Below are 20,763 nucleotides of genomic sequence, written 5' to 3'. Positions count from 1 at the left end.
ACGACACGGTTCCCAAGCCTGGATGGAACCCGCGTTAGCAGCGCAGTCCTTTGGGCGTCACACACGTCGCGCCCCTCTTCGTCGGCAAGTAGGCCTGGTGTGGGGCACGGGCAAGTATGCCTGATGTCGGCTATAAAAACTCCCCGCCCCGGGCATGCTTTACCACCGGCATGCCCTACCGTCGTCCCGTTATCGACCTTCTGTTATCGACCTTGAACGCTTCGAATTACAAAAAGAAGTGTTGTCATACGTCAGTGTCTATAGTAGAAAAGCATAATCGGCACAATTTCCCGCGCACGTTCTCCCTGCACATGATTGCTGAGCGTTCTTCCTGCGCGGCCGTGCCTACAGCACATGAGCACATGTGATGCACATGTGACGTTTCACCGCCTTATTAAAGGAGTTATCAATGATCGTTCTTCCCCCACCCGCTGATATGTCCAATGTCGACACCGTCGGAGAGCACGTTCACAGTGGTTCCAGCACCAGCGAAGCCGCACTGAAGCAGTGGATTGAGGGCGGCGACTACGTCAAGCCGTCCTTTGAGACTCGCGACAATGTACAGTTCCAGCTTCCCGACGGCGAAACAGTGAGTGCGGGCGACACGGTCGCTAAGGCCACCGACGGGACCTTCTTTGTGAAGCCACAGCCGAAAGATTTCACCCAGAACCTGATTGAGCAGGTCAGCCGCGGGCTCTAGGCCTCAGCTATCGGGGTTCGTCCGGTGCCGGAGTGGAGAACGAGGTCATCAAGGCTTAGGTTTTCTGGAATTTCTCCACCAAAACTCTCCAGCACTGGATAAGAAGCTCTCCTACGGAGCTAGATCTAGTTCTGACTCATAACTGAGACGAACGAATTCGGGATCACTGTCACTATCCAACGGTGGTCCCGTCGTTTCATGGTTGTGTGATTTAGTGGACCGTGATATCGCAGGCCGCCGTCGTGGCTTCGTCGCTTCGTGACCCCATGAAACGGGCCTCGGGATCAGGCCCCCTATACCCCCGAATACGCAATTCCCATACATATTCTGTCTTCGTACAGGACAATAATTCTTGTACGAATAGTCCTCGTGCATGAACCTTCGTACACGACAATAATCCGGCAATGAAGGAGCGGTCAGCTTCACTGTGAGTGGCCAAGACAACACCAAATCGCACTCTGCTGCCACCGGCCGCAGCTATCGGAGCAGCAATACGGGACTCTTCGGCTCTGAGGCCCGTTCGGCAACTGATGTGGCCATGCAGTCGATTGTCGCCTACATCCGGGACAACCACCTTAAAGTCGGCGACCCCCTCCCCAGCGAGCTCACGATTGTAGAATCACTCAAGCTGTCACGGTCGTCGGTGAGGGAAGCGATCCGGACCCTCGTGAGCCTGGACATCCTTGAAGTCCGACGCGGATTCGGCACATTCGTCGCCGATATGTCTCTTGAACCCCTGGTCAATGGCCTTACCTTGCGCATTACTCTCGACGACGATCACGCGCGGTCACGGCTGATCGATGTGGTCGATACGCGGCAGGCGTTAGATCTACAGATCTCGCGCGACGTCATTGAGCATCGCGACGACATCGATGGCGTATTCCTAGGCCGTCTTATTAACCAAATGAAATCTGCGGTGATGCGGAACGAACCGTTCATGGAATCTGACTCCATGTTTCACGATCACATTCTGTCGGTGACCAGTAACGGGCTCATCCAGGAGCTATCCAAAGCGCTATGGCGGGTGCACATGGTGGCGGTACCAAAACTGCATCTGACCACGAAGGATAATCTGGAACAGACCGTGGATGCCCACCAAAAAATTGTCGACGCCATAGTTGCGGGGGACGAAGACGCCTACCGACAAGCCGTCGTTGACCATTACGACCCGCTCCGTGAAGCGCTTGGGGTTAAATAACTAGCCTTGGAATTAAATAGCTAGCTCTGCCCAGCTCTACTGAGGGAGCGCCACTCCCCTTGCTATAACCTGCTATTAGTCGGGCGCGTTTCGACGAACTACCTCCCAATTTCGGCGCGATAGAACCCCGTAATCCACCGCGGATCGGTAATGGCGGATCCAATAATGACGGCGTTGGCTCCACGCTGGAGCGCATCCTTCACCGCGTCAGGGGAATGATAATGCCCTTCCGCAATGAGCAGTGGCTCCTCCCCCACCTCGTCTCGAACAGCGGAAATAAAGTCCAGGTCAGGGCCTTTAAGGTCCTCCGTCGCCGGGGTGTATCCCGACAGCGTTGAGGACACGATGTCCGCACCCGCCTCGTACGCTGCTATTCCGTTGGCGGCAGTATCACAGTCCGCCATGAAGAGCGCTCCGGAACCGTGGGCGGCCTTCACCAGATCTTCAGTGGAAGACCCGTCGGGGCGTGGTCGACCGGTAGCGTCTGCACAAACCACCGCCGCACCTGCGTCGGCAACAGCCTTGACCGACGCGACTGTCGGCGTGATGTACACGCCTGAGTCACCTTCCTTTGTCAGGCCGAAAAGGGGGACATTGACGGCGTCACCAATGGAGGTGATGTCTGCGATTCCGCCGTAGCCGCCGCAGCGAATCGCAGGGGTGCCGGCGTCAACACAGGCCTTCGCGCTCAGTGTTAAGGCGTGAGTGTCGCGGAGTGGGTGGCCATCGGGGGCTTGGGCAGACACGATAATGTCACCCGCGATAATCGAGCGCAGTTCCTGGCGTTGTTCAGCGGTGGTTGAGGCAGAAAATGAGAAAGACATTGAGATCTCCTTTGATCGGTTGTTCTATGGGGAAGGTGGTTAGGCTGAACGGTGAACCAGAGCAATCACGGTGCATCACGCTGTTTAGAGTCCTTGCTCTACTCTGTAGCCGTCAGCGTTCATGCCGCGCTCGAGCGTAAACGGCGGCGGCGACGAGGGGGCCTTCTCGCAGGGCGCTATCGCGGATATCGCATGGGCGAACACCGTAGGCCAAGTGTTTCCGCACGCCATCGCGAATTCGCCGCGTGATGGCTTCGCCCAACCCCGCCACTCCTCCCCCGAGGATAATGGCGTCGAGGTCAAGCCCCATCACGAGCGTTCCCAGCATCTGGCCAAAACCGTGCAGATTGCGGTCGAGGACAGTGGTCGCTAATAAGTCCCCTTGTCGTTCCAGTTCCAATAGGTCGGTCACTGTTGACGGGAATGCGGTGTCGACGTCGCGATCTGTAGCGGTGCGGGCGCTACGGTCTGAAGCTGAGTGCCCTTCACGTCCCAACTTCGCTGCGTGATAGGTCGCAACGAGACCCGGGCCGGACGCCACGTCTTCACACCGAGCTACGCCGCTGCCGTAATGAGGGCAATAAAGTTCGGAAATCTCACCGGCCGTGCCACGGTTGCCGGCGACAAGATCGTCGTTGATGACGAACGCTCCCCCAACCCCCGTGCCCAGGCTGACGTAGAGCAGGCGGGAGTGCGGGTACTCGCGGCGCCAACACAGCGTGTGCTCACCAAAGGCCCACACGCGGACGTCGTTGTGCGCGAACACGGGGACGTCGATGTGGCGGACGATGCGGGCAGCAATATCGGTGCCCTCCCAGCCAGGCATCGTGGCCCCGGCGCGGGTGACCGTCGCGGTGTTGGGTTCGATAACCCCGGCGGCTGCCACTCCGACTCGCCCGATGACATTTTCACTTGTCGACGACGTTACTTGAGCTGGTGCGACTTTGCCGGCTGGCGCTGCTAACGCTTCGGTGACGGCGACCTCCAGTTGGTCCGCGGTATTCCCGCCAGCAGGTTGGCTAGGTACGCGCCCGTGGTCGATAACTGTGCGAGGCGCGTTATCGTTGATAAGCCCCCAGGCGATCTTGGTACCGCCAATGTCTAGTGCGAGTGTGAGTGCCACAGTGGTTCTACCCTTCTGCGCTGTCGCCGATAATTGTCATGAGCGTGGACGTCAGACGTCTTACAACCTATACTAGCAGTCATAATAGTTGTGGCGGGCGAACAGTCGCGTCGCGGCAACCTAAGTTGTGGCGGGCGATCGTATTCTTCATGGCAGCACAGTCACACGATCGTAGTTAGGAGCACGTAAGGCTATGAGCCATCCGGATTTCACGGTGGAGGGGCGAGTCATTGACGCTGCGGGCATCACAGAACATGCACGCATCGAGGTCACAGGGACACGCATTTCATCGGTTACTCCATTGGATAGCGGAACTACACACGCGTCGGATCAGGGCCCCTCGACAGTGTGGGGTGCATCCGAGATGCCAACAATCATCCCAGGGTTTGTCGATCTCCATAATCACGGTGGCAATGGCGGGGCGTTTCCCACCGGAGACGAGGACAGCTGTCGCCGGGCCGCCCTGTTCCATCGTCGGCACGGAACGACGACACTGTTGGCCAGCCTCGTTAGCGCCAATGAGCAGGAAATTGTTCGGCAGCTGGACGTGTTGAAGCCGCTGGCCGACGAGGGGCTGATCGCGGGGGTGCACCTGGAGGGGCCCTTTGTGAACGCGCACAAGTGCGGAGCGCAGAATCCTGACCGGATCGTACCTGCCGATGCCGACATGTTCGCGCGGGCGGCCTCCCGCCACCCCGGGTTGATCCGGCAGATCACGTTGGCCCCCGAAAGCCCGGGCGCCGAGGACTGTCTGGACGTGTGCGCGCGCGAGGGGATCATCTTGTCGCTCGGGCACACCAATGCGGACTACGACACCACAATCGATTTCGTCAGCAAAGCTGTGGACCAGGGCATCATGGTGACCGCGACACACCTTTTCAACGCGATGCCACCCTTGCATCATCGGGCGCCCGGCGCGGCAGCCGCCATGATCACATCCGCGAAAAAGTTTCCCGGGCAGGTGTTTGTCGAGCTCATTGCCGACGGCGTCCACCTCCACAACGGGACCGTCGACATGGTCACGGAGTCGCTCCCCAACTCGGCGTTCTTCATTACCGACGCGATGGAAGCCGCCGGGAAGGCCGACGGGTCCTACGTGCTGGGGGCGTTGGCCGTCACAGTGGCCGATGGTGTGGCTCGACTAACGACGACCGACGGGTCGGTGGGATCAATTGCCGGTGGGACGTCGACGCTGTTTGACCAATTCGTTCGGGCGGTTCAGCGCGGGTTCGACCCGGTGGATGCCGTGAGATTCACGAGTGCGACGGCTGGCCGGGTGCTCGGGTTTGGCGGTGAGGAATCGCACGACGCTGGCACTGGGACTTCCTTCCGGAGCGCTGGCACGTCGGTTGGCGCTACCCCCTCGGCGGGTCATTTATCAGTTGGAGCCCCCGCCGATTTTGTCGTCACGGATCCAAACTTCCAACTTCGAGAGGTCTACGCCGCTGGACAAGCGCTACATCCGCGAGAGGGTGAATCTGGGTCGGAAGGTTAGCTCTCCGGAGCTAGTTCTCCCAACGAGAGCGTTTCCGCACGGGAGAGTTTTCCGAGAGGAAAGCACCTCCGTTTGGCGTTGGGCGTCCCAACGTCAGCACGCAAAACCAAGTGCTGGCGTCGGCACGAAAACCCGGCGTCAGACGTCGGTAAGAAAATAAATCGAGAAAACCATTCACATCGGTAACAAAAATAACCAACGAGAAAGGGACATCTAGCCACCATGGAAATTGTTATTCGCAAAACACCCGAGCAAGTAAGTCTTCAAGCTGCCGATATCCTCGAACCATACGTCTCCGAAGGCGCCACACTCGGGTTGGCAACAGGATCAACGCCACTGGGCACCTACCAAGAATTGATTCGTCGGCATAACGAATCCGGGCTATCGTTTGCTAACAACCAAGCTTTTCTTCTCGACGAATACGTCGGCCTCCCCCGCGACCACGAACAGTCATACTACCGTACGATTCGTCGGGAGTTTACCGAGCATATCGACATCAAAGATGAAGCGGTGTCATCGCCCGACGGCCTCGCCGACAACATCGACGAAGCCGGCCGTGCGTACGACGAGCGCATTCGCAACGCGGGTGGCGTCGATATTCAAATTCTCGGGATCGGGACCGACGGGCACATCGGATTTAACGAACCCGGAAGTTCACTTAACTCACCAACGAGGTTGAAAACGCTGCACCCGCAAACCGTGAGCGACAACGCGCGATTCTTCGACAGCGAGGACGACGTCCCGCGGCATGTGCTCACCCAGGGCCTCGGAACGATCCAACACGCACGCCACCTGCTGCTTCTGGCCACGGGCAAAAACAAAGCCGCGGCAGTTCAAGCGCTTGCGGAAGGCCCAGTGAGCGCATCGTGCCCCGCGAGCGTTCTGCAACTCCACCCGCATGCGACCGTCATTATCGACGAAGCGGCCGCCACGTGCCTCGAGCACAAGGAGTATTACATCTTCGCGGAGAAGAATAAGCCTGAGTGGCAGCGTTACTAGGGCCAGGTGGGAGCACAGCGTGGGCTAAGTGAGGGGGTGTTAACACTCCTGACCTCGGGGGTGGTTAACGCTCCTGACCTCGGGGGCGATCTTCAAACCTGCGAAAAGCCCTCGCCTCAAGTGACCGTAAGTAGGTCGAACCAATGTGAATGGGGCCACTGATCCATGAAAGCCAGGTGCGCTGAGGAATTCGGGTGGGTTAGGGCCGATTCGGGGGGATCCGGATAACTTCGGGCGCCGACCAAAGGTAGGCGGGGCGCACGCGGAGCAGGATGGCCGATAACACGTGGCTATGTGTAGGTCCTTCCCCAAAAAACAGCGGGGGATATGGGTGCCGTCGAAAACTGCGGGGGGATATGGGCGAAAAATGGCCAAAAATTGACCATATCCCCCCACACTTTTGTTACAGGGCTGCGATATTCCCCCACACTTTTGTCAGGTCGCGGGGTTGGCCCCTCGAACCGGCCCCCGAGTGACCCTAACGTGGCACAACACCACGCCACGGTGGTACACCACCCCGCGCCAGTGACACGAGACAGGGCCTTAGGCCTCGCTCCGGCGCCGCATCCCCCGGGCACACCCCAAAAAAGCGCACCCACGGGCACGGGCCGCCACGCCTTATAACATCCCCACGTCTTTCAGCACTTTTTCGATGGCTTTCACGTTGTCACCCTCAAGCGCCGCGACGGGGTTCGGCATCTGATTGCTATCAAACACGCCGAGTAGCTTCATCGCCGTCTTGAAGGCGCCGACCCCCGCTCCGAATCCACTCACACCGTTGGTCACCATGACAATGCGCATCAAACGTGCGGCTTCTTCCTGCGCCTCGCGAACCCCCTTCCAATCATCGTTCTGGAACGCCTTCCATTGCCGCACGTAGACCTCGGGGTTGACGTTGGCCAATCCTGGAACTGAGCCGTCGGCACCCGCAAGATAGGCACCGTCAACAACTACTTCGTGCCCAGTGAGCAGCTGGAGGGGGTGTCCGGCGTCTTCGTTGTCTTGAATGAGGAACCGGAAGCTGACGTCGTCACCCGACGAGTCCTTCACCCCGGCCAGCACGCCGTCCTTGCCCAGGCGGACCAGCATGTCGACCGGGAGCTTGGTGTGGACGCACACCGGAATGTCGTAAGCGAATAGCGGCAGGTCAATGGCATCGTGGATGAGCCGGAAGTGCTGCTCAACTTCGGCCATCCCGCCCAGCGCGTAGAACGGCGCAGTGGCGACGATAGCATCCGCGCCGAGTTTTTGGGCGCGACGGGCGTGCTCAATGACGCGCTCGGTCTCGGTGTCGATGCAGCCAACGAGGACGGGGACACGGCCTGCGACCTGCTCAATCGCGGCTTTAACAATCTCGTCCCGACGTTCGTCTGTGGAGAAAGCGACCTCGCCGGAGGAGCCGAGGAAGAATAGGCCGTTGACACCGGCGTTGATGAGGCGCTCGATGTTGCGGTTGAAGCTGGGGCGATCGAATGTGCGGTCCTCGGTCAGGGGTGTAACGACCGGTGGGATAACTCCGCGAAATGTCGAACTCATGTGAAAACTCCTTATAAAGATTTTTAGATTTGTTGAATATTCAGTGACTGTGACGTAGAGAACGGTTGGGACCTACGACGCCCAAGCTACAAGCCCGCCCAACCTCCAAGCCCGCCGCCCGCCACGCGCGTACCTAGCTAATCGCCATGTGTACTACCACCGCGCTTCTGTAGCTCGGGCCCAAACCAACTGAGCGGTATCTGCGTCAGATACAACCCCTGCCACTCGTTTTCCCAAAGCAACCCGATTTTCCCGTTGGGGAGGTGCGTCATGGATTGGTACACGTAGTGGCCTGGGTTGAATGTGCGTGCTATCGGCCATGTCTCGCCCTCGTCCGTCGAGACGCGGAGCATTCCGTTCCCACGGTAAGGCATCAATTGGGAAGCGTTGGCAAACACATAAAGCGGTGCACCCCCACTTCCTGCAACCCCAGCAGGCCCATCAATCGCGATCGCGTTAGGCTGCGAGAAAATCTCCGAGATATCCGGGTGGTAGGTGACCTCTCCCCAGGTTTCCCCACCATCCTCGGATATCGCCGTGCCCACACGGCCGGACGGATGTTGGTTCCGCATGAGAACCATGAGCCTTCCGTCCTCGAGTTCCACCAATGTGGACTCGTGCGTGGACGCTTCGTCGTCGGCAAGTGTGCGCGAGTCGATAGTTGCACCTTTGAACAGCCGCCCATCATTCGGTGAAGCACCCCGGTGCCACGTCTTGCCGTGGTCATCGGAGTAGATCACCGCGCAGGAAAAGTGCTTCGGGTTGTCGCCGGAGTAGTACACCGGGATCACGAGCCTGCCGGCGCGCGCACCGTGATGGAGCTGCACGCCAGTACCGGGCGAGGTCCCGAGGAACGCCATCCATTCCTCTTTGACCTGGTGGTTGATCAACTCTGGCGCGGACCACGTTTCACCTTCATCATCGCTGGTCACATGCACGATGTACGAGGTTCGGAGAGTCAACAGCGTCTGATTCGGATCTTCGCCATCAGCCAGGTAAATATTTCCCGCTGGTTGTCCGGCGCGGGTTATCCACCCTTCCTTGTCGACGCTAAACTCGGTGGCCTTCCCCTCTTCAGTGATGACGGAACCGTCGGCGTTGAGCATGTATGTCGCGGGTGAGGGCGCTGCGTCGGTATCTTCTGCAGCATCGCTAGCTTCATCTGATCCGGCAACCTCAGCGCTGGCGTCGGTAAGAATCAGCCGACCTTGCGAATCCTGCCCGACACCGTGAACGTTGTTGGGCTGACCGATCCCGCCCGGGAAGTGGTCGATCAGCAGGTGGACTGTGCCGGTGTCCTCGTCATACACGGTGCATGAATCGATCACACTGGCCCCGGTGGCGCCCGACCCTGGGTATGCCAGGATAGTTTGCATATCTTCCCAGTGGTCGCCGCCGTCAAGGGATCGCCGAATGACAAAATTAATGTCATTGGGCGCATCATTCGCGATGGTCGTTCGCTGATCCGCGCCAGCAATCACTGTCCCACTCGGCAGCGTCAAGAGCGACGGGATCCGGTAGCTCACCGCCCCGTACATTCCACGGTCAAATAATGCCTGGGTATGGACGGGATCGACGTGCGACAGCCGCTTAATTGCCCCGTCGGTCAGCGGGGTGGGATAAATCGCGGCGCGCGCGACCTCACCGAATAGCCGACGACCATGGATATCCTGCCCGATCGTAATGGTGTTGACCGTGCTGGCGTCGGCGAAAAATGCCTGCCCGGGGATCCGAGCTTCACGGAACCCGTCGACGTAGAGGTCGACGGCGCCTTCTCCTGCGCGGATGACGACGTCATGCCATGTGCCGTCCGCCCAGTGCCCATCGACGGCGAAGGTGCGCCACTCGTCTTCGCTGGTCAAGACCTCATAGGTGAGCCCCGTGTCCGAGACCGACAGGCGCAGCCTTTCGACGTCCTCACCGTCCGCCTCAACATATCCGGCCGACAAGATCGTTCCGCCCTGGCCAACGCCACGAACACGGAATCGTGTCAGCGTTGTTCCTGCTCCGAGCCGCGCAACCCGACGCGTGTCATAGTCAGCCAAGTGATTGGCCGCGAACTGGACCATGGGCTGGGGTGGCATCGCATGCGCAAGGACGTCGTTATCGGACAACACACTCCCAGTACAAACGACGTCGGCAACGTCGACGGGGGCGTCGGCAATAGTGAGTTCCTCCACCTGAACGTCGGCAAGAACTGCTGTCGCCGTGCCGCAAAAGGCCTGGTACCCGTCGAGATAGAATTTGGTTCCTTCGGGGCCGACGGTCAGGGCGATGCTGTGCCATTGGCCGTCAGTGATGGTGGTGGCGTCTTCCACATCGAGATCCTGTACCCGTTCGGGGGTACGCGTTGTGATGTGAGGATGATCATCTTCAATCCTGATCGACAGTTCCCCCGCGGAGGTGTGGGCCTCGATGAGTGGGCCGTCGATGGTGGTTCGAACGCGGGCAAGTATCGAACCTGCAGGATATGAGGTAGTCCGTAGCGTAGACATATGCGCTCCTGTTTGCCATGCGAATTACCATTCGTCCGGAAGCTCGCACGATGCACATGAGATAACCGTCAGCCCGGGCTCATTACGTGCCGGACTGAGGGCAACTTTCGGTAACGGCCCCGATCGTACCACATGTCAGATGTCTGATGTCTGATACGCTGAGGGCAAAACGCGGTCCCAACTCCCCCACCCGCGCCCACACCCCAGGCACACGAGGAGGCCACTATGGTCACTAGCACTTCACCCACCAGTCACCCTCCCGCACAACGGTGGTGGACATACCTCACCAAAGAAGATTGGAAAGCTTTCTTCGCGGCGTGGATCGGCGTCCTCCTCGACGGCTACGATTTCGTCCTCATCGCCTTCGCCCTACCCCTGATAACCAAATCGTTCGACCTCACCTTGGTTGAATCCGCCGCCCTCATTTCCGCGGCCTTCGTCTCGCGGTGGCTCGGCGGATTGATCCTCGGCGCAGCCGGCGACAAATGGGGACGCAAACCCGCAATGGTCCTCTCGATCCTCATGTTCGCGTTCGGCTCCATCGCCTGCGCCTTCGCGCCGGGGTACTGGTTCCTCTTCCTCTTCCGCCTCATCATCGGCTTCGCCATGGCCGGCGAATACTCCGCCTCCGCGGCCTATGTCATTGAATCGTGGCCGGTCCACATGCGTAACAAAGCATCTGGTTTCCTCCTCTCCGGCTACGCCTTCGGCGTTCTCCTAGCTGCCCAGGTCGATAAATACTTGGTCAGCTGGGTGGAATCCTGGCACCCGGGGTGGGGTTGGCGCGCGCTGTTCCTCACTGGCATTATCCCCGTCTTCGTCGCCGTCTATATGCGACGCCGCCTCCCGGAAGCCAGCGACTGGAAAGAAACTCAAAAAGACGACCAGCGCGACGACGATATGCTGGACATTCTCTTCGGCAGCCAGCGTCGCGTTCCGAACATCCTTGCCGTCGTCGTCGCCTTCATCGCCCTGATGGTGATCTTCACCGAGGCGACGTCGAGCGCAGCGATCCTCATCCTCTGCGGTGTTGCAGCAGCCGCTGTGTTCATCACCTTCATCGTCCAGTTCGATCCGAGCCGGTGGGTGATCGGGATCCTCATCATGATCACGATCTTCGCGTCATTCATGTACACCTGGCCGATTCAAGGACTATTGCCGACGTACCTCCACGGCATTGGCATGGACCCCGGCGTGGTGGCCAACGTAGTTTCGTTCGCGGCGGTGGGGAACGCGTGTGGTTATATCCTCGCCGGCTTCGCTGGTGACGCGATGGGGATGCGTCGGTGGTATGCGATCAGCATTATCCTCTCGCAGATCATCGTTATCCCGTTGTTTGTGCAAACGAGCGGAATCGTGGTGCTGGTCGCCGCACTGTTGTTCTTCCAGCAAATGTTCGGCCAGGGCGTATCCGGACTGCTGCCCAAGTGGGTGTCGTCCTACTTCCCCGTCGAGAAACGAGCCGCTGGCCTGGGCTTTTGCTACAACGTCGGCGCGCTGGGCGGTGCCGTCGGCCCTGTGCTGGGTGCCTAGATCGCGGCAAAAACGTCGCTGGGTGTGGCTCTGGCGATCATGTCCGTGGGCTTCGCGCTCATCGTGGTGGTCTCGATTGGGCTGAACCTGCCGAAGGTGCTGCAAAAGGCGGTTAATCCCGACGCCGTTCGCCCCGAAGATGGTGACGACGAAACCATCGCGGCCATCGCAGCCGGTGACGAGCATCCCAACAGCGACGTGGCCGACGAGGCACCAGACAAAGGCGGCGTGGAAGTCACGCCCACCAACACCACCTCTCCCGCACCGAAACCACAAGGAATGTAAACATGAACACCCTGAAAACGACTTCACCTGACTTCATCGTCGGCGCCTACGCTAGCCTCCCCTTCGACCGCCGCGACCAGGAAACGTACTACTCACTCCTCGCCGAGCAGAACTGGATCAACGGGCTAGAGATCCCCTTCCCCGGCGACCTCAACGAAAGCCTCCCGTGGCTCAGCCGCCAGATCGCAGACCGCTGGAATTCCAACACCATCACCGCTATTCCGGGCACGATGGTCAACGTCGGCAAGAACCCTAAATTCGGCCTGGCTAGTGCGGATGAGGACGGCCGAGCTGCCGCCCTCGAATTCACCGATCGAATCTGCACAGCCGTCCAGGAACTGGCTAGTCGAACCGGGCGCAGCGTCATTAAATACGTCCAGCTCCATTCCGCCCCGACGCGAGGGGCCCACTCGGATGCCTTCGCACGTAGTCTCGACGAGATCGCCACGTGGGATTGGTCCGGCGCGCGCATCGTCATTGAGCATTGCGACGCACCTCGCGAGGATCATGAACCCGAAAAGGGTTTCCTCGAGCTAGCCGACGAATGCGCCATCGCCGCAGAACACGACGTGAAGCTGCACATCAATTGGGGCCGGAGCTGTCTCGAAAACCGCGACGCGACCACTCCCCTGCGGCACATCACGACGGCCCGCGACAAAGGCGTGCTGGCTGGAGTCATGTTTAGCGGTGCGGGCGATAAAGATACTCAGTACGGCTACCCGTGGGTCGACGGCCACCTACCTGCTTATCCCGACGAGCCGACGTCATGGATGACACCCGACCGGATCCGCGAGTGCGCCCACGCATCGCTTCACACGCCCGGCGTTTATCTAGGAGCCAAAGTGTGTGTACCGAGCGATTCGTCTCTCAACGACCGCGTCGCGATGCTCAAAAACATTTACGACACGGCGCTCGGGGAATAAGCAGTGTTCAACGAAGACGCAGTGCTCGAGGAACCTGGAGCACTAAAAAGCTAATCGCTGGGGGCTGGGGCCTCCTGGGGAGGCCCCGTCGGGGGATCATCTGGTGGTTTCATTGGGGGCGATCACACAAACGTAGCGTAGAAATTACGCCCCGCGGGGAAAGTGGCGGTCTGTTAAATCCCTGGACACAGGCCAAATTGGTGTCGCATTCAGCTATCTATCTCACTCAGCAGCCGCCAGTTCAATGTCGGTGACATTACCCACGTCGGTGCCCTCTTTCATCCCCTATGCAGAGAAGATCTTTCGCGCACTCCCCTCTCCGTTGAGACCGCACCGGCCCAGAGATCCTTATCCGCTATTCAAGAACCAACCGTCGGCTCAGACCGACTTCCCCGACTGCTATTGAGAGGCTCGTAGGCCCCCAGCCCAATCTCAATCCCCCACGCCGCATGATCGATTGGTGGTTGTGTCTGACAACGCACCTGCCTGACGACCCCATACAGATCGCCAAGCAGTGCAATTTCGGCCAGGATCAACTCGCCAAAGTATCCGCCCTGACCTGCAACGAGAACCAAGCCGACCACCAAATAGGACGACCAGCTCTCTACGCCAAGGCTATCGGCATCGAGTACACCCGCTCAACCGGCATCCAAAAAGGCCAGGTCTAACCACCAAGGCGACACGCCGTGGAGACACAGTTTTGTCGTATAACCCACAAAAATGAAGGGTCCTCGGGCCCTTGACGTTCTCAATTTTCATTCGTAGGTTTCCCACGTAGCTTGAGGCAGTGCCCCACGTACTCAGGGCACCCCTCGTCCAGCGTCGTTAAACCTGAGCCACAGACTTGGGTTCAGTGGGATCATCAGTATCGGGAATAACAGCGGCTGGTTCATTCAGAGCCTCACGACGAGCGGACTTCCGTTCGTAGCTCAAGTCTTTACCGTGGATCGTCAGCGGTAGAGTCTCGGTCCGGGTGGCCTTCGAAGCACCTGCGAGCGGGATAGACAGCAGGTACCCAGCCACGAGCGTAACGGCGAACGCAACGATGGAAATCATGAACGGCCCCAAATCAGTTTGGTTCATGAAGTAGCCAGACACCGCTCCCAGAAGGAGGCCAGCTAGCACGCCAAACCGGTTCGCCCGCACGGTGAAAATCCCCAGCGCAAAGACCGCGGCAATCGGGATACCAAACAGACCGGTAAGCGTCAGGAACAGATCCCACAGCTCACCCTTCTCCGAGGCGATGAGCCACAAGGCGATACCCGTCGAAAAGAGGCCCGTAATCACAATAATCATGCGGCTAAACAGGACTGATGCCTCACCACGGCCCGGCATAAGGCGGTTACGAATATCAACCGTGATGCACGCGGAGATGGAGTTCAACGACGACGAAATGGTCGATTGTGCTGCGGCCAAAATACCACCGATGATCAAACCGGCCACGCCACCCGGAAGCTCCGTCAAGATGTAGTAAGGGACAATCGCCGACGTGTTCACGTCATCCGGAAAACCACCATTACCCTGGTAATAGGTGTATAGCGCGGTGCCCATGCCGTAGAAAATCGGGATGGTAATAAGCGCGAGACACCCGTTCACATACAGGGAGCCCTTCGTCGCCTGAACGGATGGCGTGGTCTGATAGCGCTGAACAACATCCTGGCTGGCCGTGTAGGACTGCAAATTATTGAGCACACTACCCAAGAAAATAATCGGGATCGACAACGACAAATCACTGAAGGTGAAGTTTTGGCCAGAATAGAACTTCCCCTCCGACGCAGCTTCCGACAACGTATGGGAAATCGAACCGGGACTATTCACCAAAGCAACGACAATTACAATCACTGCACCCGAGAGAAGGATGATGCCCTGGATAACGTCGGACCAGATCACGCCCTCCATGCCACCGAGGAATGTGTAAATCACACACGCGACCCCCACCAACCCAGCGATTAGATAGGGGTTGATATCACTGACAGCGGTGAGAGCCAGCGTCGGCAAGTAAATGACAATAGCAATACGCCCGATGTGGAAAAGGACGAAGAATAGGGAGCCGAAGACGCGGAGGACAACGTCAAAGCGTTCTTCCAGGTATTCATAAGCCGTCGTTACGTCCAGTTTGCGGAAGAACGGGACGTAGTAATAAACGAGGATCGGGACGATGGCGAAAATCGCGATATTTCCCGCGGAGTATGCCCAGTCCGTCAAGTACGCCTTTTCCGGAATCGACATGAAGGTGATGGCGGAAAGTGTGGTGGCGTAAATGGAAAAGCCCGCGGCCCATGCGGGAATGCGCCCACCAGCTTTGAAGTAATCATCGCTGCTGGCACCGGCACGTTTCGAGAAATAGACGCCCACTGCCAACATGGCGAGGATATAGATCGCAATGGCTAGCCAGTTCAGTGTCCCAAATTGCTGATGCATGGAGGATCGCTCCTAACGTGTTGTCAACAACCCGCTCACTGTGACTCACCGCCGTGCGGGTCAGAACCCAACACTACCGACCTGTCCGATGTCCGACAAGTGCAGTAAGGGGTGGCTACTACCCCCGGCGACAACACTCACGACGAAAACCGTGTGTTGTTGACCCCCTGAGTGAGGTTCGTTACGTGTTGTTTGGGGCTTGGCTTGGTGGTTGCGTGGTTTTGTGTTTTCGCGGCTTCGTTGGTGCTGGCCGACGGTTATGGGCGGTGGCTGGCCGGCACTCATTGGTGCTAGCCACGGTGGCAATTGCGCCAAAAAATGATCGAGAAAAGGCCGCTGAAAAGCAGAAACACCTCAATCAACGCGTCGAAACGGAGCTAGAAATCAGCTTCAGCAACTCACCGAAAAAAGACAACGACTTCGAGATGGGCTTCTAAACAGCTCTCTAAGCCGTTAAAAGCCCCTCGGCTAGGCATACTCACCCTGTCTGTCAGCAGCTAAGACCAACCTTTTTTAAGGTTACGAGCGATCCGTCGGAGCGATCGCCAACCAGAAGGAGTCAAGACGGCTCCGGCAATAAGTCCACACATAACCCCAAGGTATATGGCAGAGGGCCAAGCCTCTTCAACGAAAAAGCGGAACACAAGTAAGGCCACCACAAAACCCAAGATCGTTACTAGTAAGCGCATGGTCTACCACCCCATATAGTCAGCGAGAGCGCCCCCCCCCCCCGCACCTGCAATACAGCTGATTGCAAGACCTGGACCGACATTTTTCCCTACGCTTTCAGCTTTATATTGGGATGTTCTTTTAGACAAAGAACTCCCCCTCCCTACCAACTCAATATTTTTATTATGTGGAGCAACCCCACCTTTCGAAACGGTTCGTCGCTCAGCAGTGGAGATAGAGGACCCCAGGTGAGCTGCTGCGCAACGTTGTTCTTGTGGAGTAGGAGAAGCGCTAGCCGAGGCACCTGGTATCGAGACTAAAGGCATCGAAGCAGCGAACGAAAGTGCCAATTTCTTCTCCCAGTGCATAAATATGTCCTTACGGACAGAAATAGATAGATTAACCTCTTAGAAAAGAACTATCTCAGACGAGACTAATATTCGCAAGGGTCTAGTCAATTAATCCAAATAATTAATCATTTTCCAATGAAAGATAGGGGTCAAAGGGCGCGTTTTTGAAGGCTTGGGGGCAAGTTCACCGGAGACGGTAAAAAAATTAGCGGGGAATTTCTAGAGTTTTTCTACGTCTGGGCTCGAAAGCTGCGAGGGATATGTACCCCGGAAAAACTGCGGGGGTATATGGGCGAAAAACCGTCAAAAATTGACCATATCCCCCCGCATTTTTCACAACCGACCCCGATATGCCCCCGCAGTTTTCCAGCACGCGGGCACAAACCCCGTACCCCCGGACAAAAGTTACGCAAGAAGATCAGAAGCGCCCGCGCATGGATAACACAAAAGCCACGCACGACCCAAACCTCCCCAAAAACCAACGCAAAACAGGGGGTAAGTCGCAAAGAGGCGGTGCGGACACTTTTCGCTACTTACCTCGCTACTTATCCAGGGAATGTGCCACACCATATGCAAAAAGGCAGATCCACAAAATGTGAATCTGCCTCTCATTTGACTAACCCAACCGGGCTACATGCAACCAACCGGGCTAGCCGACCTAATCGCTGTAATGCGGCTACAAAAACTACTCCGCCTCGCCGGTGTAGTTCTTGACGACGGTGTTGTCGACGGACACAGCCGGACCGTTGGTGCAGGACACGGTGACCTTCTTCAGGTAACGACCCTTAGCGGCGGACGGCTTCACGCGAAGCAGTTCGTCAATCAGCGCACCGTAGTTCTCAGCGAGCTGCTCGGCGGAGAACGACGCCTTGCCCAGCACAGCGTGCAGGTTGGCGGCCTTGTCCACGCGGAACGAGATCTTACCGCCCTTAATTTCCTTTACAGCCTTGGTGACGTCGGTGGTCACCGTGCCGGTCTTCGGGTTAGGCATCAGACCGCGGGGGCCCAACACGCGTGCAACACGACCAACCTTGGCCATCTGATCCGGCGTCGCGATCGCAGCGTCGAAGTCGGTCCAGCCACCCTGGATACGCTCAACCAGTTCCGCGGTACCAACGACGTCGGCGCCAGCTTCCTCAGCGGCGGTAGCGTTCGGGCCCTCAGCGAAGACCACCACGCGGACCTCTTTACCCGTGCCGTTCGGCAAGGACACAGTGCCACGAACCAGCTGGTCAGCCTTGCGCGGGTCAACACCCAGGCGGATAGCAACGTCCACCGTCGGGTCGTATGAGGAGTACGCGGTCTCCTTGACGGTCTTCATCGCGTCGATAGGAGCGTAAATACGACCAGCGTCGATCTTCTCTAACGCAGCCTTGTAAGCTTTCGAGTTCTTGCTCATAAAAATCCAATCCTTAAACGTTTGGAGTAGTGGTCACGGGCCAGCAAGAGGCCCTCCCACTGAAAAGTGAATTACGCGAAACGCGGGCACGAAACCCGCACTAAGTGGAGTTACGCGGTCGCGCCCTTAACCTCGATACCCATGGAACGTGCGGTGCCAGCGATGATGCGCGCGCCCATGTCCAGGTCATTCGCGTTCAGGTCTTCCATCTTGGTCTGTGCAATCTCCTTGCACTGATCCCACGTAACGGACCCGACCTTGTTGGTGTTCGGCTCACCCGAACCCTTCTGCAGGTTCGCAGCCTTCAGCAGCAGCTTCGCAGCCGGCGGGGTCTTCAGCTTGAACGTGAACGAGCGGTCCTCGTACACGGTGATCTCAACCGGAACGACGTTTCCGCGCTGGTCTTCCGTCGCAGCGTTGTAGGCCTTGCAGAACTCCATGATGTTGACACCATGAGCACCCAACGCAGGACCAACCGGCGGAGCCGGGTTAGCCTGACCAGCCTGAATCTGCAGCTTAATGAAGCCCGAAACCTTCTTCTTCGGAGCCATTGTTACAACCTCTTTCTGTTACCAAACAACGCGGCTCTGACCTCCACAGTGAACTTCCACCATGAGCATCAGAACCCGCATCATTCGACCGGATGCCTGAATTCCCAGGCCACCGGAAAGATGACAGTGACATTCGTGCGTCCAGCCAGCAGTGATCTGGAGTGATCTACGGTGATTTACCGTTGCGATATCCACCACCAAGGCTCAGACACACACGAAGAACCAAGATACCGGAGCGCAGCACCTTAGCCCAAATCCACCAAGGTGGCTTTAGTTGATCTTCTCCACCTGGTCAAAGTCCAATTCGACCGGGGTTTCACGCCCGAAGATGGACACCAGAGCTTTCAACTTGCTGTTCTCGGCATCGATCTCGGAAATCGTGGCAGACACCGACGCAAACGGGCCAGACAGAACCGTGACGGCCTCGCCGACCTCGTAGTCCACCTTGACCTTGTCCGCAGCAGGACGCGGCGGTGCAGCCACACCAGTGCTGGACACATCCACAGCAGCTGGTTCGTCGCCTTCCTGCTCGGCCTTCTGCGTTGCCGTCTCCGGCGGCAACAGGAACTTCGCTACCTCACGAATCTTCACCGGCGTGGGGTGCCCCTCATTCCCGACGAAGCTCGTGATCCCCGGCGTGTCACGAATGACCGACCAGGATGCGTCGTCAAGCTCAATACGCATCAACACGTAGCCCGGAAGCAGCTTATGCTTGACAACCTTCCGCTTCCCGTCCTTGACCTCGACTTCTTCCTCAATGGGGACGACCACTTCATGGATCTGTTCGTCGACACCCAAGGTCTGCGAGCGAACCTCGAGGTCCGTCTTCACTTTGTTTTCGTAACCTGAGTAACACTGAACGATGTACCACTCACCCGGCAGTTTCTTCAGCTCACGCATGAACTTGCGCAGACGCACCTTGTAGGCCTGCATCGCGGCCGCCTCGGGGTCCTGCTCCGCCTCGTCCACAGCAGAGGGCTGATCGGCGGCTCCTTCACTTGCCGACGCCGTACCCGCGCCGTCGCTGCCAGTGGTCGCAGATGGAGATGCCGCAGTGTTATCGCTTTCCGACGCCGTTTCCGTGGCGACGGCACCTTCGGCGTCCATATCACGAGCTTGATCGGCCTCATTGTCCTGTGAGCCAGCAGCGTCGGCCTTATTACCTGCGTCGGACGAGCTCTGTGCGGCACCCGCGGAGAACTGGGGCTGCTGAGCCTTGCGAGCAGCCTCTTGGACATCAGCGGCTGCCTGTGCTGCTAAATCCGCGGCACTCTGCGGCTTGTCGGGCTCGGTGGATGAATTCGTTGTGTCACTACTCATGAATAATGTCAGTCCTTCTCTGCGGCGTTTCCAAAGGAAAATCCCGCCTCCCCTGTCGGGTTGGCGGGACAATATGGAAGCGATTATACACAGCTAGCGGGCCTATTCCCAACTATACTTCTTGCTGCTCGGGACCGTGACCGGGCCATGTCCGAGGCGAACGTTTTTAATGGGTGAGGGTCCACTCGACGCCTTTACCGGCGAGGAAGTCAACGCCCGACACGATGCCGATCACGACGACCAGGAAAAGCAAGACAACACCGGTGTAGACGCCCATCTGACGCCACGTTGGCCAAATAACTTTTCGCATTTCAGCAATAACACCACGGAAATAATCAACGATCTGGGTGAAGATATTTCCCCGGCCACCCACTGTCTCTGGGCCCGACTGGGCACTACGAGCGCGGGATTTTGACACAGTGGAGGATCCTGTGATCTGGCGTTTACCGGACGGACGCAATGCTCCCGTAGAGCTTCGTTCCTCGCTCACGCGCACTCTCCTCGACTGAGATGAAAATGTACAAATGCCAGTTCCACGGAAAACCGGCTTAATACGTTTTTGCAGGGGCGACAGGACTTGAACCTGCAACCTGCGGTTTTGGAGACCGCTGCTCTGCCAATTGAGCCACGCCCCTATGTTTTCCTACCGCTACCGTACAGCAAAGGATCCACACCATCACTGATGCGAACTCACATCTCTGCACCTGCACCGGTCAGGCAACACACCAACCATAGCAGAGAAGCCTCACGCCTAAACCAGGCGATAGTGGGCTCCACTTTCGACGGCGGTGCGTAGTGGGAGAAAAAGGGCCACCCGTCAGGGCGACCCCTCATCTATCTCCCAGTAGCGATGGAGGGACTCGAACCCTCGACCTCACGATTATGAGTCGTGCGCTCTCACCATCTGAGCTACATCGCCACAGTTACAACACATAATCCCGG

Annotated in this window: 18 protein-coding genes, 2 tRNA genes and 1 pseudogene; 9 read left to right on the top strand and 12 right to left on the bottom strand. The window is 58.0% G+C overall.

Annotation, left to right across the window (positions count from 1 at the left end; translation table 11 throughout):
- Positions 1–409 precede the first annotated feature (409 nt).
- Positions 410–700, top strand: coding sequence for a hypothetical protein (locus I6J23_RS04745; protein ID WP_204582724.1), 291 nt, complete (start codon positions 410–412; stop codon positions 698–700).
- 211 nt (positions 701–911) lie between these two features.
- Here the strand turns inward: I6J23_RS04745 and I6J23_RS04740 are convergent, their stop codons facing one another.
- Positions 912–1,139, bottom strand: coding sequence for a hypothetical protein (locus tag I6J23_RS04740; protein ID WP_204582723.1), 228 nt, complete (start codon positions 1,137–1,139; stop codon positions 912–914).
- Between I6J23_RS04740 and I6J23_RS04735 the strand changes: the two genes are divergently transcribed.
- The gene (locus tag I6J23_RS04735; RefSeq protein ID WP_204582722.1) at positions 1,128–1,898 is read left to right on the top strand and encodes a FadR/GntR family transcriptional regulator; all 771 of its coding nucleotides are present in this window, start codon (positions 1,128–1,130) and stop codon (positions 1,896–1,898) included. The genes I6J23_RS04740 and I6J23_RS04735 overlap by 12 nt on opposite strands.
- Positions 1,899–1,996: 98 nt before the next feature.
- Here the strand turns inward: I6J23_RS04735 and I6J23_RS04730 are convergent, their stop codons facing one another.
- Together I6J23_RS04730 and I6J23_RS04725 are read right to left on the bottom strand one after the other, a co-directional pair.
- The gene (locus I6J23_RS04730; RefSeq protein ID WP_204582721.1) at positions 1,997–2,722 is read right to left on the bottom strand and encodes a putative N-acetylmannosamine-6-phosphate 2-epimerase; all 726 of its coding nucleotides are present in this window, start codon (positions 2,720–2,722) and stop codon (positions 1,997–1,999) included.
- Between the two features lie 112 nt (positions 2,723–2,834).
- Complete coding sequence (locus tag I6J23_RS04725; protein WP_204582720.1) at positions 2,835–3,845, bottom strand: ROK family protein; 1,011 nt, start codon at positions 3,843–3,845, stop codon at positions 2,835–2,837.
- A gap of 193 nt (positions 3,846–4,038) precedes the next feature.
- Here I6J23_RS04725 and I6J23_RS04720 point away from each other — a divergent pair, with 193 nt between their 5' ends.
- Both I6J23_RS04720 and nagB read left to right on the top strand, forming a co-directional pair.
- Positions 4,039–5,340, top strand: coding sequence for an N-acetylglucosamine-6-phosphate deacetylase (locus I6J23_RS04720; RefSeq protein WP_204582719.1), 1,302 nt, complete (start codon positions 4,039–4,041; stop codon positions 5,338–5,340).
- A gap of 222 nt (positions 5,341–5,562) precedes the next feature.
- Entirely contained in the window at positions 5,563–6,339 is a 777-nt protein-coding gene (nagB, locus tag I6J23_RS04715) for a glucosamine-6-phosphate deaminase (protein ID WP_012732472.1), read from the top strand.
- Positions 6,340–6,957: 618 nt separating this feature from the next.
- On the opposite strand, the gene I6J23_RS04710 is transcribed toward nagB, so the two are convergent.
- Both I6J23_RS04710 and I6J23_RS04705 read right to left on the bottom strand, forming a co-directional pair.
- Positions 6,958–7,875, bottom strand: coding sequence for a dihydrodipicolinate synthase family protein (locus tag I6J23_RS04710; protein ID WP_204582718.1), 918 nt, complete (start codon positions 7,873–7,875; stop codon positions 6,958–6,960).
- 137 nt (positions 7,876–8,012) lie between these two features.
- Entirely contained in the window at positions 8,013–10,370 is a 2,358-nt protein-coding gene (locus tag I6J23_RS04705; protein ID WP_204582717.1) for a sialidase family protein, read from the bottom strand.
- 225 nt (positions 10,371–10,595) lie between these two features.
- On the opposite strand from I6J23_RS04705, the gene I6J23_RS04700 reads away from it, so the two are divergent.
- From I6J23_RS04700 to I6J23_RS04685, 4 genes and pseudogenes are all read left to right on the top strand, one after another.
- Positions 10,596–11,903, top strand: a complete 1,308-nt coding sequence (locus I6J23_RS04700; RefSeq protein ID WP_204582716.1) for an MFS transporter — start codon at positions 10,596–10,598, stop codon at positions 11,901–11,903.
- 24 nt (positions 11,904–11,927) lie between these two features.
- Positions 11,928–12,188 carry a hypothetical protein gene (locus I6J23_RS04695; protein ID WP_204582715.1) on the top strand — a complete coding sequence of 87 codons (261 nt, stop codon included), beginning with the start codon at positions 11,928–11,930 and terminating at the stop codon, positions 12,186–12,188.
- A 2-nt stretch (positions 12,189–12,190) separates the two neighbouring features.
- Positions 12,191–13,111 (top strand): DUF4862 family protein, encoded by a 921-nt coding sequence (locus I6J23_RS04690; protein ID WP_204582714.1) that lies wholly within the window; start codon positions 12,191–12,193, stop codon positions 13,109–13,111.
- Positions 13,112–13,554: 443 nt separating this feature from the next.
- Positions 13,555–13,779, top strand: a pseudogene (locus tag I6J23_RS04685) (IS1249 family transposase); the annotation flags it as partial.
- A gap of 157 nt (positions 13,780–13,936) precedes the next feature.
- On the opposite strand, the gene I6J23_RS04680 reads toward I6J23_RS04685, so the two are convergent.
- Positions 13,937–15,532: a sodium:solute symporter gene (locus I6J23_RS04680; protein WP_204582713.1), complete on the bottom strand. Its 1,596-nt coding sequence runs from the start codon at positions 15,530–15,532 to the stop codon at positions 13,937–13,939.
- A gap of 299 nt (positions 15,533–15,831) precedes the next feature.
- On the opposite strand from I6J23_RS04680, the gene I6J23_RS04675 reads away from it, so the two are divergent.
- The gene (locus I6J23_RS04675) at positions 15,832–15,969 is read left to right on the top strand and encodes a hypothetical protein (RefSeq protein WP_204582712.1); all 138 of its coding nucleotides are present in this window, start codon (positions 15,832–15,834) and stop codon (positions 15,967–15,969) included.
- Positions 15,970–17,236: 1,267 nt separating this feature from the next.
- Here the strand turns inward: I6J23_RS04675 and rplA are convergent.
- The 6 genes from rplA to I6J23_RS04645 all read right to left on the bottom strand — a co-directional run bounded on the left by rplA (position 17,237) and on the right by I6J23_RS04645 (position 20,740).
- A complete protein-coding gene (gene rplA, locus I6J23_RS04670; protein WP_204582711.1) occupies positions 17,237–17,950 on the bottom strand; it encodes a 50S ribosomal protein L1 in 714 nt (237 codons plus the stop codon).
- A gap of 110 nt (positions 17,951–18,060) precedes the next feature.
- Positions 18,061–18,501: a 50S ribosomal protein L11 gene (gene rplK, locus I6J23_RS04665; RefSeq protein ID WP_012732481.1), complete on the bottom strand. Its 441-nt coding sequence runs from the start codon at positions 18,499–18,501 to the stop codon at positions 18,061–18,063.
- A 270-nt stretch (positions 18,502–18,771) separates the two neighbouring features.
- A complete protein-coding gene (gene nusG, locus I6J23_RS04660) occupies positions 18,772–19,821 on the bottom strand; it encodes a transcription termination/antitermination protein NusG (protein WP_204582710.1) in 1,050 nt (349 codons plus the stop codon).
- 166 nt (positions 19,822–19,987) lie between these two features.
- On the bottom strand, positions 19,988–20,311 hold the full coding sequence (gene secE, locus I6J23_RS04655; RefSeq protein WP_046202847.1) for a preprotein translocase subunit SecE: 324 nt from the start codon (positions 20,309–20,311) through the stop codon (positions 19,988–19,990).
- A gap of 72 nt (positions 20,312–20,383) precedes the next feature.
- Positions 20,384–20,456: transfer RNA gene (locus tag I6J23_RS04650), tRNA-Trp, on the bottom strand.
- 210 nt (positions 20,457–20,666) lie between these two features.
- Positions 20,667–20,740 (bottom strand) — tRNA-Met (locus I6J23_RS04645).
- Positions 20,741–20,763: the final 23 nt, after the last annotated feature.

The sequence above is a fragment of the Corynebacterium kroppenstedtii genome (assembly GCF_016894245.1).
Lineage (GTDB): Bacteria > Actinomycetota > Actinomycetes > Mycobacteriales > Mycobacteriaceae > Corynebacterium.
This window is presented reverse-complemented; position numbering and strand designations above follow the sequence as displayed.

What these genes read in the sequence shown, in the direction of transcription:
- I6J23_RS04745 (WP_204582724.1), top strand. Translation starts at nt 410, where the DNA reads ATGATCGTTCTTCCCCCACCCGCTGATATGTCCAATGTCGACACCGTC.
- I6J23_RS04730 (WP_204582721.1), bottom strand. Translation starts at nt 2,722, where the DNA reads ATGTCTTTCTCATTTTCTGCCTCAACCACCGCTGAACAACGCCAGGAA.
- I6J23_RS04720 (WP_204582719.1), top strand. Translation starts at nt 4,039, where the DNA reads ATGAGCCATCCGGATTTCACGGTGGAGGGGCGAGTCATTGACGCTGCG.
- nagB (WP_012732472.1), top strand. Translation starts at nt 5,563, where the DNA reads ATGGAAATTGTTATTCGCAAAACACCCGAGCAAGTAAGTCTTCAAGCT.
- I6J23_RS04710 (WP_204582718.1), bottom strand. Translation starts at nt 7,875, where the DNA reads ATGAGTTCGACATTTCGCGGAGTTATCCCACCGGTCGTTACACCCCTG.
- I6J23_RS04705 (WP_204582717.1), bottom strand. Translation starts at nt 10,370, where the DNA reads ATGTCTACGCTACGGACTACCTCATATCCTGCAGGTTCGATACTTGCC.
- I6J23_RS04700 (WP_204582716.1), top strand. Translation starts at nt 10,596, where the DNA reads ATGGTCACTAGCACTTCACCCACCAGTCACCCTCCCGCACAACGGTGG.
- I6J23_RS04690 (WP_204582714.1), top strand. Translation starts at nt 12,191, where the DNA reads ATGAACACCCTGAAAACGACTTCACCTGACTTCATCGTCGGCGCCTAC.
- I6J23_RS04680 (WP_204582713.1), bottom strand. Translation starts at nt 15,532, where the DNA reads ATGCATCAGCAATTTGGGACACTGAACTGGCTAGCCATTGCGATCTAT.
- rplA (WP_204582711.1), bottom strand. Translation starts at nt 17,950, where the DNA reads ATGAGCAAGAACTCGAAAGCTTACAAGGCTGCGTTAGAGAAGATCGAC.
- rplK (WP_012732481.1), bottom strand. Translation starts at nt 18,501, where the DNA reads ATGGCTCCGAAGAAGAAGGTTTCGGGCTTCATTAAGCTGCAGATTCAG.
- nusG (WP_204582710.1), bottom strand. Translation starts at nt 19,821, where the DNA reads ATGAGTAGTGACACAACGAATTCATCCACCGAGCCCGACAAGCCGCAG.